We start from the raw sequence: 16,974 nt of genomic DNA, 5'->3' as shown, positions 1-16,974 counted from the left end.
AAAGGGCCATGCCATGAACCTCTCAAAATTCTTCATCGACAGGCCGATCTTCGCCGGTGTCCTGTCGCTGCTCATCGTGGTGTTCGGGCTCCTCAGCCTGCGCACCCTGCCCGTCTCGGAATATCCCGAAGTCGTGCCGCCGCAGGTGGTGGTGCGCGCCGTCTATCCGGGCGCCAGCCCCGCCGTCATCGCCGAAACCGTCGCCACCCCGATCGAGGAAGCCATCACCGGCACCGAAGACATGATCTACATGTCCTCGGCCTCGACCTCCGACGGTCAGATGACCCTCACCCTGACCTTCAAGCTCGGCACCAATCCCGACCTGGCCCAGCAGATGGTCCAGAACCGCGTGTCGCAGGCCGAAGCCCGTCTGCCGGCCGACGTACGCGCGCTGGGCGTGACCACGCAGAAGAGCCAGTCCTCCCTGCCGCTGGTCGTGCACCTCGTCTCGCCCAACGGTCGCTATGACGAAAACTATCTGCGCAACTACGCCCTGATCCACGTCAAGGACCGCCTTCAGAAGATCGAAGGCGTCGCCCCGATCCAGATGTTCGGCGGCGGCGAATATTCCATGCGCATCTGGCTCGATCCGCAAAAGGTTGCCGAGCGCGGTCTTTCGGCTTCGGACGTCGCCAATGCCGTGCGCGGTGAAAACGTGCAGGCCGCCGCCGGCATCGTCGGCGCGTCGCCCGGACAGCCGGACATCACCCTTCAGATGTCGGTCAACGCTCAGGGCCGCCTGAAGACCGAAGAAGACTTCCGCAACATCATCGTCCGCTCCGAAGGCGGCGCCGTCACCTATCTGGGCGACATCGCGCGCATCGAGCTGGGGGCCGCCGACTATTCGCTGCGCTCTCTGCTGAACAACCAGAAGGCCGTCGGCATCCCCATCTTCGAACAGGCCGGGGCCAACTCGCTGAAGGTCTCCGCCGACGTCAAGAAGGCGATGGCCGAACTGCAAAAGACCATGCCCGAAGGCGTCGAATACCGCATCGCCTACGACACCACCGAGTATGTGCAGGAATCGATCGACTCGGTCATTCACACCCTGCTCGAAGCCATCATCCTCGTCGTCATCGTCGTCATCGTCTTCCTTCAGACCTGGCGCGCCTCGATCATCCCGCTGCTGGCCGTGCCGGTGTCGGTGATCGGCACCTTCGCGGTGATGCACGCCTTCGGCTTCTCCATCAACGCGCTCACCCTGTTCGGCCTCGTTCTGGCCATCGGTATCGTCGTCGATGACGCCATCGTCGTCGTCGAAAACGTCGAACGCAATATCGAAGCCGGCAAGTCGCCCAAGGAGGCCACCTATCAGGCCATGCGCGAAGTCTCCGGTCCCATCATCGCCATCGCGCTGGTGCTGGTCGCCGTCTTCGTGCCGCTGGCCTTCATCACCGGCCTGTCGGGTCAGTTCTACCGTCAGTTCTCGCTGACCATCGCCATTTCGACGGTGATTTCGGCGATCAACTCGCTGACCCTCTCTCCGGCCCTGGCGGCGCTCCTGCTCAAGGACCATCACGCCAAAAAGGACGGCCTGACGCGCTTCATGGACAAGTGGCTGGGCGGCTTCTTCCGCCTGTTCAACCGCTTCTTCAACCGCTCGTCGGAAAACTATGGCAAGGGTCTGGGCGGCATCATCTCGCGCAAGGCGCTCATGCTCGGTCTCTACGCCGTGCTGGTCGCCGCGACCATGTTCATGTTCAAGACCGTCCCGACCGGCTTCATCCCGGCGCAGGACAAGCAGTATCTGGTCGGCATGGTGCAGCTTCCCGAAGGGGCTACGCTGGACCGCACCGAGGCCGTCGCCCGCGCCATGACCGACATCGCCATGAAGCAGGACGGCGTGAAAGACGCCCTCTCCTTCCCCGGCCTGTCGATCAACGGCTTTACCCTGGCCTCCAACTCGGCCGTCGTCTTCCTGGCGCTCGACTCCTTCGAGGAACGCGGCAAGAACCACCTCGACGCCGGCACCATCGCCGGTGCGCTGAACCAGAAGTTCATGGGTATCGGCGACGCCTATGTCGTCGTCTTCCCGCCGCCGCCGATCCTCGGCCTCGGCACCACGGGCGGCTTCAAGCTGCAGCTTCAGGACCGCGGCGCGCTTGGGCCCGAGGCGCTCGATCAGGCCACCAAGGCCTTCGTCGCCAAGGCCTATCAGACCAAGGAACTGGCCGGTGTCTTCTCGAACTATCAGATCAATGTGCCCCAGGTCTATACCGACATCGATCGCGTCAAGGCCCGTCAGCTCGGGGTCAATGTGCAGGATGTCTTCGACACCATGCAGATCTACCTCGGCTCGATGTACGTCAACGACTTCAACAAGTTCGGCCGCACCTATTCGGTCCGCCTTCAGGCCGACGCGCCCTACCGCGCCCGTCCGGAAGACATCGGTCAGCTCAAGGTTCGCTCCAACACCGGCGAGATGATCCCGCTGTCGGCCCTGCTCAAGGTCGAGCCGTCCTTCGGGCCGGTGAACGCCACCCGCTATAACGGCTATCTGGCCGCCGACATCAACGGTGGACCGGCGCCTGGATTCTCGTCCGGTCAGGCCGAAGCGGCCGCCGCCAGGATCGCCGCCGAAGTCCTGCCCCCCGGCATCGAGTACGAATGGACCGACCTGACCTATCAGCAGATTCTGGCGGGCGACTCGTCGGCCATCATCTTCCCGCTGGTCATCCTGCTCGTCTTCCTCGTGCTGGCGGCGCAGTATGAAAGTCTGGTCCTGCCCATCTCGATCCTGCTGATCGTTCCCATGGGTCTGCTCGCCGCCATCACCGGCGTGTGGATTTCAGGAGGCGACAACAATATCTTCACCCAGATCGGCCTGTTCGTTCTGGTGGGGCTGTCGGCCAAGAACGCCATCCTGATCGTGGAGTTCGCCCGCGAACTGGAACTGGCCGGTCGCAAACCGCTGGAGGCCGCCATCGAGGCCAGCCGCTTGCGCCTGCGCCCGATCCTGATGACCTCGATCGCTTTCATTATGGGCGTTCTTCCCCTGGTGCTGGCCCACGGGGCCGGGGCGGAAATGCGTCACGCCATGGGCGTGGCCGTGTTCGCCGGCATGATCGGAGCCACCGTCTTCGGCCTGTTCCTGACCCCCGTCTTCTACGTCACGCTGCGCGCCCTGACCGGCAACCGTCCGCTCAAGGCTCATACCCACCCCGACGAGTCCGGCCACGAAGTCATCGGCACCGCGCCGACGACCGCGACGCTGAACTCAAACCCGGAGGCACATTAATGTCTCACTTTAAACCCCTGATCCCCTTAACCTTCGCCGCCCTTCTGCTGACCGGCTGCGCCACCGAACCGCTGACGAAGGATGCCGGGCTCACCGCCCCGGCCGCCTTCAAGGCCCCGTCGACGACCGAGACCACCGCGCCGCCTCTGGCCCAGAAGGCCGACGCCTTCTGGCTGATCTTCGGTGATCCGGTGCTCGACGATCTCGAAGCCCGCGCCATGACCCGCAATACGGACGTGGCCATCGCCGCCGCCCGCGTGCAGCAGGCCCGCGCCCTGATCCGTCAGGCCCGCGCCGTGCAACTGCCGCAGGTCAATGCCGGGCTGCAATCGTCGCGCGCGGCGGAAACAGGCCAGTACCCAAAGGCGTCGACCCTGCACGCGGCGGGTCTCGACCTCGGTTACGAAGTCGACCTGTCGGGCCGTCTGTCGAAGGCAACACAGGCCGCCAAGCTCGAAGCCTCGGCCGCCGAGGACAATGCCAAATGGGCGCAACTGCTCGTTCAGGGTGCGGTGGCGGAGACCTACTTCGCCCTGCGCGCCCTCGATGAGGACCGCGCCATCGTCGCCGAGACGCTGGAGGCCTATCAGGGCACGCTGGGCGTCACCCAGCGCCGCTACGAGGCCGGTGATGTCGCCGAACTGGACGTCGTGCGCCTGCAGACCGAGGTCGCCACGACCGAAGCCGAACTCAAGGCGCTCGACCGTCAGCGCGCGCAGGTCGAAAACGCCCTGAGCCTGCTGGTCGGCGACCTCCCCTCGACCTTCCGCATCGAGGCCAAGGCATGGGACGCTCAGCCGTGGGCCGGAGCCGTGCCCCTGATCCCGGCGGGTCTGCCATCCGAGCTTCTGGCGCGCCGTCCCGATGTGGCCGCCGCCGAAAAGGCCATGGAAGCCGCGCAAAAGCGCGTCGGCATCGCCAGGGCCGCCTGGTTCCCGCGCCTCAACCTGACCACCACGGCGGGCGGCGCGTCGAACGAACTGTCGGACGTCTTTTCCGAAGCGGCCAAAAACTGGTCTCTCACCGGCATTCTGGCGCAGGCCATCTTCGACGGCGGTCAACGCAAGGCCGGCGTCGAACTGGCGCGCGGCGATTTGGCCATCGCCTTCGCCCAGTATCGTCAGGGCGTGCTGGTGGCCTTTGGCGACGTCGAAAACGCCCTGTCGGACATCGACGGGCTAAACGGCGAAGCCCAGACCCAGGCCGCGGCTCTGGCGGCGGCGCGACGCGCGCTGGATCTGTCGGAATCGCGCTACAGGCACGGCTATGTGTCGCAGCTCGAAGTGCTGGATACCCAGCGCTCCTATCTGCGCATCCGCCGTCAGGATCTTCAGGTCCGCGCCCAGCAGTATCAGGCGACGGTGCGCCTGATCCGCGCTCTGGGCGGCGAGTGGCAGGTCTAAAAACTCCTCCCTGTGCCGAAGGCATGGGGAGGAGAGACGCTTTCCTAAGTTTTGGGCTTGATCTGCCCCGGATCGACCACATCGGTTGTGGCCGGCGGCGTGATGACGGTGGCCGGTGCGCTATGGCGCCCGGCCATCCACGCATCCAGCGACTCGATCGTCAGCGTCGTCTCAGGCGCAAAACGTTCCGAGGCCATATAGTTCAGCACCGACTGGCGCAGCGACGGCCCACCGGCGTGACCCGCCACCCCGGCCTCGGTCAGGTCGAAGGCCGTGGCCATCAGGCGGCCATCACCGACCCTGCACTCGAACAGCATGGCCAGACGCAGATTACGGTTCCAGTCGTTGATCGGCAGCACGACAGGCTTGAGGTCCACGGGCAGGGCCTCGACATTCATCGCCGTGGTCTTGCCCAACAGATCGACCCACTGCCAGTCGCAATTGGCCTGCGTCGGGAAGCCGGCCAGCGCCGGGTGGGCCGTATCGCACAGAAGACCCAGCATCCACGCCCGGCTGGGGTTCATCAGCCGGTTCCAGAAGATCGGCACGGTGGTCAGGCCCAGATCGGGATTGGGTTTGGCCGGATTGCCGGACAGGAACAGCACGCGCCCGCCCTTGGCCAGCGCGCTTTTGGCCTCGGTCCAGTCGGCGGTGACGATCACGCCCGGCGGCGTAGCGGTGCTCACCGTCGCCGGATAGACCCAGAAGGGCCACTGATTGCGGAAGGTCGTGCCTTTCAGTTCCAGCACCAGCCTGTAGGCCGCCGGGCTTTTCAGCTTCGACAGATCGGCGGTGATGGTGCCGAGCTTCAGATTCTTGCCGCGCGGGGCGGCGCGCTTGGGCAGGCTGCCCGACAGGACCGTCTTACCGGCGGCATCTAAAATACGCCAGACCGGCGTCACCGATGCCAGAGCCTTGGGCCCGAAATGCGCCAGTTCGGCCTCGGCGCTCAGCGTCTTGTCCGAAGTGAAGACGCGATCCTTAAGACGCACCAGCGGCACGGTGGTGTTGCAGAATTGGCGGAACTCTTCGGCGGTGACGTAGCCCTTTTCTTCCCAGAAGGCGTCAAGCAGGCCCATCAGCGCCCCGCCCTGCCCCAGATAGTCGTGCAGGTCGAGCAGGTGAAAGCCCGAATAGGAGGGCGTGCGCAAATTGGCCTCGATCTCTTCCTTATAGCAGGCGACCTGAAAACGTCCGGAAGCGTGGGCCAATTCTTTGTTAAGGCTCAAAAGCCCGTGCGCTTGCGCGGAATCGCGCATGATCTCGTAATTGCCCGGCACCATATAGGCGCGATCGCCCCAGCCTATGCCTTGCGGGAAGGCGTCGTATTTACCCTTGCCCGAAAACTTGTCGATGATGCCGAAGTCGGGATAGGCGCACCATTGGCCGACCTCGTGCGCGATGCACGGAATGTCGGCATTGCCGGTGGAGTCGGTCAGGGCCTTTTCGTAGTCCTCGCCGAACCAGCCGCCGGGACCGCGCCCGCGGATCGTACCCAGAAAATCCGAAGCATAGGGCGTGCCGGGGCCGCCCGGCGGCGGTGAAAAGCGTCCGATGCCGTCGGCATAGAGACGGCGCGGATCGGCCTTGCGCCACTTCAAATCCCATTCAGACAGTTGCTGCGGATATTGCCCGGCCGGTTCGTTCGACGCCGCCAGCATGATGAAGGACGGGTGATTGCCATAGGCCTTGAGCAGGCGTTCCGTCTCGTCATGCAGCACGGCCAGCATCTTGCGGCCCGGATCGAAATTGTTCCACATGCCGCATTCGGGTTGCAAGTAGAAGCCCAGTTCGTCGGCCGCCGTGAAGGCCGCTTCGGGCGGGCACCACGAATGGAAGCGCATCCCGTTAAAGCCCCAGTCCTTACAGATCGCAATGATGCGCTTCCACGTCTCGACATCGGTGGCTGGATATCCGGTCAGCGGGAAGCCGCCGCCGTCATGGGTGGCGCGAAAGTCCAAGCGCTCGCCATTGATCAGAATCTGACGGCCTTCGGTGCGGACCTCGCGCATACCGAAGGTCAGGTCACGCCTGTTGTCAGCGTCCGTACCGATCAGCGCGACGGTGAGCTTTTGCAGGACCGGGGTGAATTCCGACCACGGTTTCGCGTCCGGCATGGGCACGTCGATAGCCGCCACACCGCCCTCGACGGTCCACGTCACCGGAACCGAGACCTTGCCGACGCTCAGCGTCCCCGATCCGGCCTTTCCGGTCAGGTTGCCGATCTTCACGCGCACCTGCGCCGACTTTCTGGTGAGATCAGGGAAGACCTGCGCGTCGTCGATCCACACGGGCGACGTCGCCGACAGTTCGATGCGCCCGACCACGCCGTTCCACGTCGAGCCTTCGCCATCCGACACCGCATGGCCATCAGGGCGATAGACCGGCTCCTGCATCCGGTTATCGATACGCAGCGACAGGCGGTGCGTGCCGGGCTTCAATATCCCCAGGTCGGCCTCGTGCGGCGCGACCAGTGAGCGGCTGGAGCCGGCCAGTTTATTGCCGACATAGATGTCGGTGCGCCAGCGCGTACGCTCCAGATGCAGCGCGATGCGCTTGCCCGCCCAGGCTTCGGGGATTTCGATATCGCGCTGATACCAGGCGACGCCCAGATAGTGCCGCACCGGCTGCGACAGATAGGGCACCTTGATATTGCCGGGCTGAGTATAGGGTTTGTACTGCGGCAGCAGATACCAGCGCATGTCGCGCGGCAGGGCGGCGACGAACTGCGTCTCGGCCTCGATCTCATTGCCGTAGCCCTGCGTCTGCAAAATGCCCGGCAGGCGGATTTGCAGGTCGGACGGCATGGTTTTGTTGAACCAGTAATCGGCCAGCCCGATGTCGTTATGATCGAGCGCGAAGCGCCACTTGCCGGCCAGAGACACCGTCCCCTCGCGCGCCGGGCTTTCAGGCGAAGACGCCGCATATAACGCCGTCGGCGTGGCCGCAGCCGACCCCAGCAGGGCGATGAAGGTGCGGCGATCGGGTTGGAAGGTCGGCATGGGCATCCCCTGTTGACGGCGGCCAGTCTGGAGACAGTCTGGCTTCTGATTTAAGTAATATAATTAGCGACTGGAACTGTCACGCCGTAAAGGTGAGATACCGTCGTTCCGATTTTAGCAACGCTGAATTATACCTAAGCACACTACTGGAACACCATCGTTACGGCTATCTATCCGTCAACGACCTGACAACACAGGCCGTCAACCCTGACCTCTTCAAAGGAACCTGTGTCATGTCCAAACTTGAAGCCGCTACCCCTGCCCTGGCCCGCGTCCTGATCGCCGCCATCTTCATCCTGTCCGGCCTGTCGAAGCTGGCCGCCCCCGCCGGCACCATCGGCTATATCGCCTCGGTCGGCCTGCCCCTGCCCGAAGTCGCCTATATCGGCGCGGTGGCCGTGGAAATCATCGGCGGCCTGATCTTCCTCGTCGGTTATCAGACCCGTCTGGTGTCGCTGGCGCTCGCCGCCTTCACTCTGGCCACGGCGGTCTTCTTCCATAATCAACTCGCTGACCAAAATCAGTTCATCCACTTCATGAAGAATATATCGATCGCCGGCGGGTTCCTCTACGCCGCGACGTTCGGCGGCGGTCTCTACAGCGTCGATCATCTGATCGGCCGCGACCGTAAGATTGCCGTCGGCGCCTGATCTCCCCCATACGCCCTTCAGCGCCTGCCGTAACCCACGGCAGGCAATCTTTTTTGAGCGATACTGTTTGGAATTGCATGAAATTGCTCTATAAGTCGGACAAATACATAAAAGGAACGTCCGATGAAAAAGGTTCTCTGCCTCGCCCTCGCCGCCTTGTCATTCGGCGGCTGCGCCGTGATGGAAAAGCGCGCCACGCAGGCACAGGGCTACGCCCCCAAGCCCCTCTACCGCGACCCGGTCTATGACGGCGCGGCGGACGCCTCCATCGTCTACGACACGGCGGCGAAGGACTGGAAGATGTTCTACACCAACCGTCGCGCCACCCTGAAGACCCCGGATGGCGACGTATCTTGGGTGCACGGCACGCCCATCGGCGTCGCTGCCTCGAAAGACGGCGTGAAATGGTCCTATCAGGGCACCGCCAACATCCCGCTGTCGTGCACGGGCGAGACGCTGTGGGCCCCGGAACTTTATGAAGATAACGGCACCTACCATATGTGGCTGACCGTCGTGCCGGGCGTATTCAAGGACTGGAAGGCCGGGCGTTTCATCGTCCACCTGACCAGTTCGGACCTGAAGACCTGGAACTGCGGTGAGCGGTTAGAACTGGGCACCGACCGCGCCATCGACGCCAGCGTCATCAGGAAGGACGGCGTCTATCGCCTGTGGTTCAAGGACGAGCGCAAGGGCAGCCGCCTGTTCGCACTCGAAAGCCCGGATCTGATCTCATGGGTGCGTCAGCCCGATCCGGTCATCGACACCAATGCCGAAGGCCCGAAGGTGTTTCAGTTCGGGGACCACTACTGGATGATCGCCGATGTGTGGAAGGGCCTGATGGTCCTGCGCTCAGACGACCTCAAGACCTGGACCCCGCAGCCGAACCGCATCCTCGAACAACCGGGCAGCCAACCGACCGACAACGACAAAGGGCAGCATCCGGACGTGGTGGTCAATGACGGCCGCGCGCTGATCTACTATTTCGTGCACCAGTACAAGGCCCCCGAAGCCGTCGCCGACCCCAAATTCGGCCAGCGCACCGTCATTCAGGTCGCCGAACTGAAGATCGGCGCCGACGGCTGGCTGACGGTCGATCGCGACGCCCCCACCGACGCGCGTCTCAAGGCACCGAAATAATCAGACGGCTCTTGCGAGCACATTGCGGATCGAAAAGCTGGAATGGATACGCTGCACGCCGGGAAGCTTGGACAGCACCTCGGTGTGGATGCGCTCGAATTCGCGCGCATCGGCGATGTCCACCCGAAGCACATAGTCGGCGTCGCCCGTCATCAGCAGGCATTCGCGAATTTCGGGATAGCGGCGCACCGCCGCCTCGAAGCGTCTGAGCGTGCCCTCGCTCTGGCGCTCCAGCGAGATGCGGATGATGACGGCGATAGGCTCGCCCTCAACCTCCTCACCGATCAGAGCCGTATAGCCCCGGATGACACCGCTCTTTTCCAGCAACTGAATCCGTCGCAGGCAGGCCGACGGCGACAGCCCCACCTCGGCCGCCAGTTTCGCATTGCTCATCCGGGCGTTTAATCTCAGAAGCCGGATAAGGTTGCGGTCGACCGCATCGAGACTGCGCATGACACATCCTTTCGCGGAACACACATTTGTTGCAGCATATGACATACATATGAACGAATAACACAAAATAACACGAACATTCGACGATCCTTGCGCTAAGCTGGACATCCTCTGCACGGGAGGTTCTACGGCATGGATCAGGCACTGGCGAAGGCGGCTTTGGAAGGCGGCGCGGGCGGCGTCCTGCGCATCGATCTCGGCGCTCTGAAAGCCAACTACCTGAAGCTGCGCCGACTGGCCGCGCCCACGCCCGTCAGCGCCGTGGTCAAGGCGGACGCCTATGGTCTGGGTGTCGCGGCGGTGAGCGAAACCCTTTACGCCGCCGGTTGCCGCCACTTTTTCGTCGCCCTGACCCGCGAAGCCTTCGAACTGCGCCCGCCTCTGCCCGCCGATGCCGCGCTTTATGTGCTGAATGGCCTGGCCCCCGGCAGCGAGGCGCGCGCCGCCGAAGCCGGTCTGATCCCCGTGCTCAACAGCCCTGAACAGCTCGACGCCTGGGCTGCCACGGCGAAAGCACGGGGGACCACCCTGCCTGCCCTGTTGCAGGTCGACACGGGCATGTCGCGGCTGGGCTTCATGCCCGACGATCTCAAAGCCCTGGCCCTCGCGCCGGAGCGTCTGGACGGCCTGCGCATCGACTATCTGATGAGCCACCTGGCCTGCGCCGACGAACCCGCCCACCCGGCCAATGGCGAACAGCTCGGAGCCTTCGAACTGGCGTCGCGCCTCTTCCCCGACACGCCGCTGTGCTTCGCCAATTCGGGCGGCCTGTTCCTGGGGGCGGAATACCACGCCGACCTGTGCCGTCCCGGTATCGCCCTCTATGGCGCGGCCCCGCACGTGGATCGCCCCAATCCGATGCAGCCGGTCATCGCGCTTGAGCTGGCGGTGGTGCAGACGCGCATCGTCCCGGCGGGCACGCGCATCGGCTATGGCGGCACGGTGGTTACCGACGCCCCCAAGCGACTGGCCACGCTGTCGGCGGGCTATGCCGACGGGCTGCCCCGTCGGCTGGGCGGTCAGGGCGCGGTTTACTTCAATGGCGTGCGCCTGCCCTTTATCGGCCGTGTGTCGATGGACTCGATCATTATCGATATCGACGCCTTGCCCGAAGGCGCGCTGAAGGCCGGGGATTTCGTCGAACTGATCGGCGCGCATCAGTCGCTCGACGCATTGGCTGAGGCGGCGGGGACCATCGCCTACGAAATCCTGACCCAGTTGGGGCCGCGCTATCACCGGCACCTCATTCCGGCGGAGGCCTGAAGCATGAAGATCGTCATTATGGGGGCGGGTGTCATCGGCGTCACCTCGGCCTGGTATCTGCGTCAGGCAGGGCATGAGGTCACTGTCATCGACCGCCAGCCGGGACCGGCGCTGGAAACCTCCTTCGCCAATGCCGGCGAGATTTCGCCCGGCTATTCCTCGCCGTGGGCCGCGCCCGGCATACCGCAAAAGGCCCTGCGCTGGCTGTTCATGACCCATGCGCCGCTGATCATCCGCCCCAATCTCGACGCGCAGGCCGTCCGCTGGATGTGGCAGATGCTGATGAACTGTAATGTCGAGAGCTATAAGCGCAACAAGGGCCGCATGGTGCGCATAGCCGAGTATAGCCGCGACTGCCTGATGGCGCTGCGTCAGGATATCGGCATCCGTTACGACGAGCGTACGCAAGGGACGCTGGAGGTTTTCCGCACGCAGAAACAGATCGACGGCATCGCCAAGGACATCCAGGTGCTGAAGGATGGCAGCGTGCCGTTCGAGCTGCTCGACGTTGAGGGATGCGTGGCCGCCGAACCGGGACTGGCACCATCCAGAAAAAAGATCGTCGGCGGCTTACGCCTGCCCAATGACGAGACCGGCGATTGTTTCAAATTTACCAATACCTTGGCGGAGAAAGCTGAGGCGGCGGGCGTAATCTTCCGCTACGGCGTCGATATGCGCGGGCTGATCCGCGGGGGCGATCATATCAGGGCCGTTCAGACCTCAGAGGGCGATATCGAGGCCGACCTGTTCGTTGCGGCGCTGGGCAGTTACACCCCCGCCTTCCTGAAGCCGTTGGGTCTCGACGTGCCGGTCTATCCGGTCAAAGGCTATTCACTGACACTTTCAATCATCGATGAGACGCGCGCGCCCGTCTCCACCGTGATGGATGAAGCGCATAAGGTCGCCATCACCCGCCTTGGGGCGCGCATTCGGGTCGGGGGCATGGCCGAGATCGCCGGCTTCTCCAAAGACCTGCCCGAAGCCCGGTTAAACACGTTGAAATATGTGGTTGAAGACCTGTTCGGCGGCGCAGGCGACCTCAGCGATCCGAACCTGTGGTCGGGCCTGCGCCCGATGACGCCGGACGGCACGCCGATCATCGGACCGACACGCTATAGCAATCTGTGGCTCAATAGCGGTCACGGCACGCTGGGCTGGACCATGTCGTGCGGTTCAGGCCGCGTGCTGGCCGACCTGATCAGCGGCAAGACGCCCGACATCGAAACCGCCGACCTCACCCTCGGCCGCTACGCCGCCTGACAGGTGAGCGCTTTAATAAGGTCGCGTCTTCTGCCACTGCGCCGCCGTGCGGATGATGGTTTCGGCATCGGAATAACGCGGCGTCCAGTCGAAGGTCGAACGGATTTTCGACACGTCGGCCACCAGTATTTCCGGGTCGCCTTCGCGGCGCGGACCGATGCTGTGCGGCACAGTCATGCCGGTGAGCGTTTCGGTGGCCTTGATAACCTCCAGAACGGTCAAGCCTTCGCCGGTGCCGACATTGAAGGCGTCGCTCTTGCCGCCGTTCAGAAGGTAGCGGATCGCTTCGACATGGGCATGGGCCAGATCGACCACATGGATATAGTCGCGGATCGCCGTGCCGTCCTTGGTGTCGTAGTCGTTGCCGAACACGGTCAGGGCCTTGCCCGTGCCCAGCGCCGCCTGACAGATCAGCGGAATGAGGTGGGTTTCGCACTTGTGGCTTTCACCGACCTCGCCTTCAAGGTCCGCGCCCGCCGCGTTGAAGTAACGCAGCACCACATAGCGGAGGTCGTGGGCTTGTGACAGCCAGTGCAGCGCCGTTTCAAAGGCCAGCTTGCTGTCGCCATAGGGGTTGATCGGCTTCTTGGGGTGGTCCTCGGCAATCAGGCGCGTAAGCGGCACGCCATAGGCCGCCGCCGTCGATGAAAAGACCAGCGCCTTGACGCCCCCTTCGATCAGGTGCGACGCAAAGGCCGTCGCTGCCGCGACATTGTTGTCGTAGTATTTGGCGGGGTCCTTGGTGCTCTCACCGACCAGCGAAAAGGCCGCGAAATGGATGGCCGCCTTGATATCGTAATCGACAATGGCCTTGCGCACCGCCTCACCGTCACGGATGTCGGCCTCGATCAGCGGGCCCCACTTCACCGCCTCACGGTGACCGGTCGACAGATTATCGATGGTGACGGGCTGAAAGCCACTTTGCGCCAGTATCTTGCAGGTTTGCGAGCCTATATAGCCGGCGCCACCGGCGACCAGGATAGAATGAGCCATTGAAATATCCTCTCAAAATACTGTCTATAGACACCATGAAACACAGTCCTGCAACCGGAAAGCACCCAGTCTCGGATAAGGCCCGTCATCGGCAATGAAGAAATAGACGATGCGAGACCGTCGCGGGTTGCGACCTTAAAATTATACGGTATACATTTATCAATTACTTCGTTTAACAGAGTGAACTCGATGAAAGCCCTTCTGCGCGCCACTGCCCTCTCTCTTGTCCTTTCGGCCTCTGCCCTGCCCGTTGTCGCCGAAGTCGACCCAGCCGTGCAGGCGCGCTTCGAGACGATTTACAAGACTGAGTGGGAATGGCGCGGCAAGCAGATGGCCGCCGATGAGGACATGCCCGCCGATCAGCGCGGGGGTGGCCTGCCCGACGTATCGAAAGCCGCTCAGGACAAGAAACTGGCCTACTGGCAGGACGTTCTGAAACAACTCGATGCCATCGACACCCGCAAACTGTCAGAGACCGAAGCCGATAACTACCGTGTCTACCGTTTCCAGATCGAGACCCTGATCAACGGACAGGTGTACAAGCTCTATGAGCGTCCGCTGGCCGGCGACACCTCCTTCTGGGCCGATCTCGGCTATATCGCCGGCGGCACCTTCCGCACCGAGGCCGACTACCGCAACTATGTGAAGACGCTGAACGACATGCCGCGCTATTTCGCGCAAAATGTCGACAATATGCGCGCCGGCCTGAAGCGTGGCTTCACCTTGCCGCGCGTGTCGCTGCAAGGACGCGACATCTCGCTGACCAATGTCATCGACGCCAAGGGCGAGACCAACTCCTTTTACGCACCGTTCAAGACCTTCCCGGCCTCCATCCCCGCCGCCAAGCAGGCCGAGCTGAAAAAGCTGGGTCTCGACGCCATCGAGAAAAGCGTCATTCCGGCGCACCAGAGCGTGCTGAAATTCCTCAATGCGGAATATACGCCCAAGGCCACGACCTCGATCGCCGCCATCGATCTGCCGGACGGCCGCAACTTCTATCAGGCGCAGATCTGCGAATATACGACGCTGAAATCGACACCGGACGAAATCCATCAGATCGGTCTCGATGAAGTCGCCAAGATCCGCGCCGAAATGGACACGGTGATGAAGGAAGTGAAATTTCAGGGCGACCTGAAGGCCTTCCTGACATTCCTGCGCACCGATCCGCAATTCTACGCCAAGACGCCGCAGGAACTGCTCGACCGCTCCGCCTGGGCCGCCAAGATGTTCGACGGTAAGGCGGGGCAGTATTTCGGCCGCCTGCCGCGTATGCGCTTCGCCATCATCCCGGTGGCGCCGGAAATCGCCCCCTTCTACACCAGCGGCCGCGGCGGTCCCGGCGGTTACTGGGTCAACACCTATAATCTTCCGGCGCGCCCGCTTTACTCTGTCATGGCCCTGACGCTGCACGAATCCGCGCCGGGCCACGCCTTCCAGATGCCGTTGGCCATGGAAAACAAGGGCCTGCCGGCCTTCCGCCAGAATGTCTACATCTCGGCCTATGGCGAAGGCTGGGCGCTCTATTCGGAACGTCTCGGCGTCGAAATGGGCATGTATCAGACACCCTACGAGCGCTTCGGTATGTTGAGCTATCAGATGTGGCGCGCCGCGCGTCTGGTGGTGGACACAGGCATGCACGCCAAGGGCTGGACGCGCGATCAGGCGCTGGCCTTCCTGCGCGACAATACGGCGCTCTCAGAGCACGAAATCACCACGGAGGTCGATCGCTATATCGCCTGGCCGGGTCAGGCGCTCAGCTACTATCTGGGGGAAATGTCGATCTGGAAGTCGCGCGCCAAAGCCGAAGCCGCTTTAGGTGAAAAGTTCGACATCCGCGCCTTCCATGATACGGTGCTGGAACTGGGGTCCGTGCCCCTGCCGGTGATGGAGCAGGCCGTGGATCGCTTCATCGCGCGCGGCGGTACCAGCCCGTACAAGGACGAAAACTGATGCAGAAAAGGCCCGCTACTGCGGGCCTTTTTATTTCTTAGCTTTCCTTGGCGACGCCTTCGATCAGCGGCACGAAACGCACCTCGCCCAGGTCCTCAACCTCATAGGCCTCCGCCGTGCGCGTATAGCGCAGCAGGCGCTGCACCGAACCGCGGCCCTGAGGCGCCACCATGATCCCCCTGAGCTTGAGTTGCGACAGCAGCGGCAGAGGCTCTTCAGGCAAGGCGGCGGTGACGAGAATGCGATCGAATGGCGCCTGTTCCGGCCAGCCGTCCCAGCCGTCGGCGAAACGGTAGATGATGTTTTCCATCATCAGGCGCTTGTGGCGGATTTCCGCCTCCAGCATCAGCGAGCGATAGCGCTCGATCGTATAGACATAGCGGCACAGGCGCGACAGGATCGCCGTCTGATAGCCCGACCCCGTGCCGATCTCCAGCACGCGGTGACGCGGTTCCAGCTTCAGCGCCTGCGTCATCAGGGCAACGATATAGGGCTGGGAAATAGTCTGACCCGCTGCGATAGGGATGGCGGAATCTTCCCACGACCGGTCGAGGAACAGTTCCGGCACGAACAGGTCGCGCGGCGTATATTCCATGGCGTGCAGCAGCTTCTCGTCATCGATGCCCTGCGCCTTCAACGTGGCCAGCAGGCGTTCGATGCGCGTTTCAGGCATAGGCTCCCCACTCATCGGCCGGTCTCCAGCTTCACTTCGGTGGCGACAATGCGCTTTGGGGCTGCGCCGCCGAACACGCCCTTATAGGCTTGCAGCGTCTCGTAATGGGTCAGATCGAGGTGCAGCGGCGTCACCGAGATGCGGTTTTCGGCGACGGCCTTAAGGTCGGTGCCGTCCACAAGTTCGCAGGCGTGCCCGTGAAAATCCAGCCAGTAATAAGGCCGCCCGCGGGGATCGACGCGCTTGACCGCGTGCAGATCATGCAGGTCGCGGAAGCCCTGGCGGGTCATTTCGACGCCGGTGACGGCTTCGTCGTCGCAATCCGGGAAATTAATATTGAAGATCAGATTTTTCGCCCAACCCTTTGTCAGAAGAGACGAAATGACCGGCGCCCCGTAGACGCGAGCGGCCTCCCACTGGGCCTCGACGTCCAGATCGAAATCGAGGCACTGCGACAGGGCGATAGACGGAATGCCAAGGCTCATACCCTGCAACGCGCCCGCCACCGTCCCCGATAGCGTGACGTCCTGCGCCAGATTGAAGCCGCGATTGACACCCGACAAGACCAGATCCGGCGCAGCGGGCATGAGGTCGTTAATGGCGATCTGCACGCAGTCGGTAGGGGTGCCGGTGACCGCAAAGGTCCGCTCATCCAGTCGATGCGCGCGCAGCGGATCGTGCAGGGTAATGCCCCGCCCCTTGCCCGACTGTTCGTACAGCGGCGCGCAGACCCAGACGTCGTCGGACAGGTGCGCGGCGATCTCGCGCAGCACCGTCATACCGTAGGCGTCAACACCATCGTCGTTGGTCAGCAGGATACGCATCGGACTCACCTCTCGCCCTTCGTACTAGAGCGCCAGCCAAAAAGTAACAAGACGCGCGATTGGCAATTTGCGCGTTTCGCCATTTTGGCAAAAACCCTCTGCACACCCCGCACAACTGTGGCACGAAT

12 protein-coding genes are annotated in these 16,974 nt (G+C 63.0%); 7 read left to right on the top strand and 5 right to left on the bottom strand.

Annotated features, from left to right (window positions below; genetic code table 11):
* Positions 1-13: 13 nt before the first annotated feature.
* The gene (locus LH365_RS16910; protein ID WP_226745731.1) at positions 14-3,238 is read left to right on the top strand and encodes an efflux RND transporter permease subunit; all 3,225 of its coding nucleotides are present in this window, start codon (positions 14-16) and stop codon (positions 3,236-3,238) included.
* Complete coding sequence (locus LH365_RS16905) at positions 3,238-4,641, top strand: efflux transporter outer membrane subunit (RefSeq protein ID WP_226745730.1); 1,404 nt, start codon at positions 3,238-3,240, stop codon at positions 4,639-4,641. The genes LH365_RS16910 and LH365_RS16905 overlap by 1 nt, the downstream gene beginning before the upstream one ends.
* A gap of 44 nt (positions 4,642-4,685) precedes the next feature.
* On the opposite strand, the gene LH365_RS16900 is transcribed toward LH365_RS16905, so the two are convergent.
* Positions 4,686-7,643 (bottom strand): sugar-binding domain-containing protein, encoded by a 2,958-nt coding sequence (locus tag LH365_RS16900; RefSeq protein WP_226745729.1) that lies wholly within the window; start codon positions 7,641-7,643, stop codon positions 4,686-4,688.
* A gap of 233 nt (positions 7,644-7,876) precedes the next feature.
* Here LH365_RS16900 and LH365_RS16895 point away from each other — a divergent pair, with 233 nt between their 5' ends.
* Together LH365_RS16895 and LH365_RS16890 are read left to right on the top strand one after the other, a co-directional pair.
* On the top strand, positions 7,877-8,293 hold the full coding sequence (locus tag LH365_RS16895) for a DoxX family protein (RefSeq protein WP_226745728.1): 417 nt from the start codon (positions 7,877-7,879) through the stop codon (positions 8,291-8,293).
* A 123-nt stretch (positions 8,294-8,416) separates the two neighbouring features.
* Positions 8,417-9,430, top strand: a complete 1,014-nt coding sequence (locus LH365_RS16890; RefSeq protein ID WP_226745727.1) for a family 43 glycosylhydrolase — start codon at positions 8,417-8,419, stop codon at positions 9,428-9,430.
* On the opposite strand, the gene LH365_RS16885 is transcribed toward LH365_RS16890, so the two are convergent.
* On the bottom strand, positions 9,431-9,883 hold the full coding sequence (locus LH365_RS16885; RefSeq protein ID WP_226745726.1) for an Lrp/AsnC family transcriptional regulator: 453 nt from the start codon (positions 9,881-9,883) through the stop codon (positions 9,431-9,433). It abuts the gene before it with no gap.
* Between the two features lie 132 nt (positions 9,884-10,015).
* On the opposite strand from LH365_RS16885, the gene alr reads away from it, so the two are divergent.
* Complete coding sequence (gene alr, locus LH365_RS16880) at positions 10,016-11,146, top strand: alanine racemase (protein WP_226745725.1); 1,131 nt, start codon at positions 10,016-10,018, stop codon at positions 11,144-11,146.
* Between the two features lie 3 nt (positions 11,147-11,149).
* Positions 11,150-12,406, top strand: a complete 1,257-nt coding sequence (locus LH365_RS16875) for a D-amino acid dehydrogenase (RefSeq protein WP_226745724.1) — start codon at positions 11,150-11,152, stop codon at positions 12,404-12,406.
* A gap of 12 nt (positions 12,407-12,418) precedes the next feature.
* Here LH365_RS16875 and galE read toward each other — a convergent pair whose 3' ends face one another.
* Positions 12,419-13,399, bottom strand: coding sequence for a UDP-glucose 4-epimerase GalE (galE, locus tag LH365_RS16870; RefSeq protein ID WP_226745723.1), 981 nt, complete (start codon positions 13,397-13,399; stop codon positions 12,419-12,421).
* Positions 13,400-13,588: 189 nt separating this feature from the next.
* Here galE and LH365_RS16865 point away from each other — a divergent pair, with 189 nt between their 5' ends.
* On the top strand, positions 13,589-15,349 hold the full coding sequence (locus LH365_RS16865) for a DUF885 family protein (protein ID WP_226745722.1): 1,761 nt from the start codon (positions 13,589-13,591) through the stop codon (positions 15,347-15,349).
* Between the two features lie 37 nt (positions 15,350-15,386).
* On the opposite strand, the gene LH365_RS16860 is transcribed toward LH365_RS16865, so the two are convergent.
* Both LH365_RS16860 and surE read right to left on the bottom strand, forming a co-directional pair.
* Entirely contained in the window at positions 15,387-16,022 is a 636-nt protein-coding gene (locus LH365_RS16860) for a protein-L-isoaspartate(D-aspartate) O-methyltransferase (RefSeq protein ID WP_226745721.1), read from the bottom strand.
* A gap of 11 nt (positions 16,023-16,033) precedes the next feature.
* A complete protein-coding gene (gene surE, locus LH365_RS16855; RefSeq protein ID WP_226745720.1) occupies positions 16,034-16,846 on the bottom strand; it encodes a 5'/3'-nucleotidase SurE in 813 nt (270 codons plus the stop codon).
* Positions 16,847-16,974: the final 128 nt, after the last annotated feature.

Origin of the sequence: Asticcacaulis sp. AND118 (genome assembly GCF_020535245.1) — a bacterium.
Classification (GTDB): domain Bacteria; phylum Pseudomonadota; class Alphaproteobacteria; order Caulobacterales; family Caulobacteraceae; genus Asticcacaulis.
This window is presented reverse-complemented; position numbering and strand designations above follow the sequence as displayed.

Excerpts from the sequence above, each read along its gene's own strand:
- galE (WP_226745723.1), bottom strand. The coding sequence starts at position 13,399 with ATGGCTCATTCTATCCTGGTCGCCGGTGGCGCCGGCTATATAGGCTCG.
- LH365_RS16885 (WP_226745726.1), bottom strand. The coding sequence starts at position 9,883 with ATGCGCAGTCTCGATGCGGTCGACCGCAACCTTATCCGGCTTCTGAGA.
- LH365_RS16865 (WP_226745722.1), top strand. The coding sequence starts at position 13,589 with ATGAAAGCCCTTCTGCGCGCCACTGCCCTCTCTCTTGTCCTTTCGGCC.
- LH365_RS16895 (WP_226745728.1), top strand. The coding sequence starts at position 7,877 with ATGTCCAAACTTGAAGCCGCTACCCCTGCCCTGGCCCGCGTCCTGATC.
- LH365_RS16905 (WP_226745730.1), top strand. The coding sequence starts at position 3,238 with ATGTCTCACTTTAAACCCCTGATCCCCTTAACCTTCGCCGCCCTTCTG.
- LH365_RS16910 (WP_226745731.1), top strand. The coding sequence starts at position 14 with ATGAACCTCTCAAAATTCTTCATCGACAGGCCGATCTTCGCCGGTGTC.
- LH365_RS16900 (WP_226745729.1), bottom strand. The coding sequence starts at position 7,643 with ATGCCGACCTTCCAACCCGATCGCCGCACCTTCATCGCCCTGCTGGGG.
- surE (WP_226745720.1), bottom strand. The coding sequence starts at position 16,846 with ATGCGTATCCTGCTGACCAACGACGATGGTGTTGACGCCTACGGTATG.
- LH365_RS16860 (WP_226745721.1), bottom strand. The coding sequence starts at position 16,022 with ATGCCTGAAACGCGCATCGAACGCCTGCTGGCCACGTTGAAGGCGCAG.
- LH365_RS16875 (WP_226745724.1), top strand. The coding sequence starts at position 11,150 with ATGAAGATCGTCATTATGGGGGCGGGTGTCATCGGCGTCACCTCGGCC.
- alr (WP_226745725.1), top strand. The coding sequence starts at position 10,016 with ATGGATCAGGCACTGGCGAAGGCGGCTTTGGAAGGCGGCGCGGGCGGC.
- LH365_RS16890 (WP_226745727.1), top strand. The coding sequence starts at position 8,417 with ATGAAAAAGGTTCTCTGCCTCGCCCTCGCCGCCTTGTCATTCGGCGGC.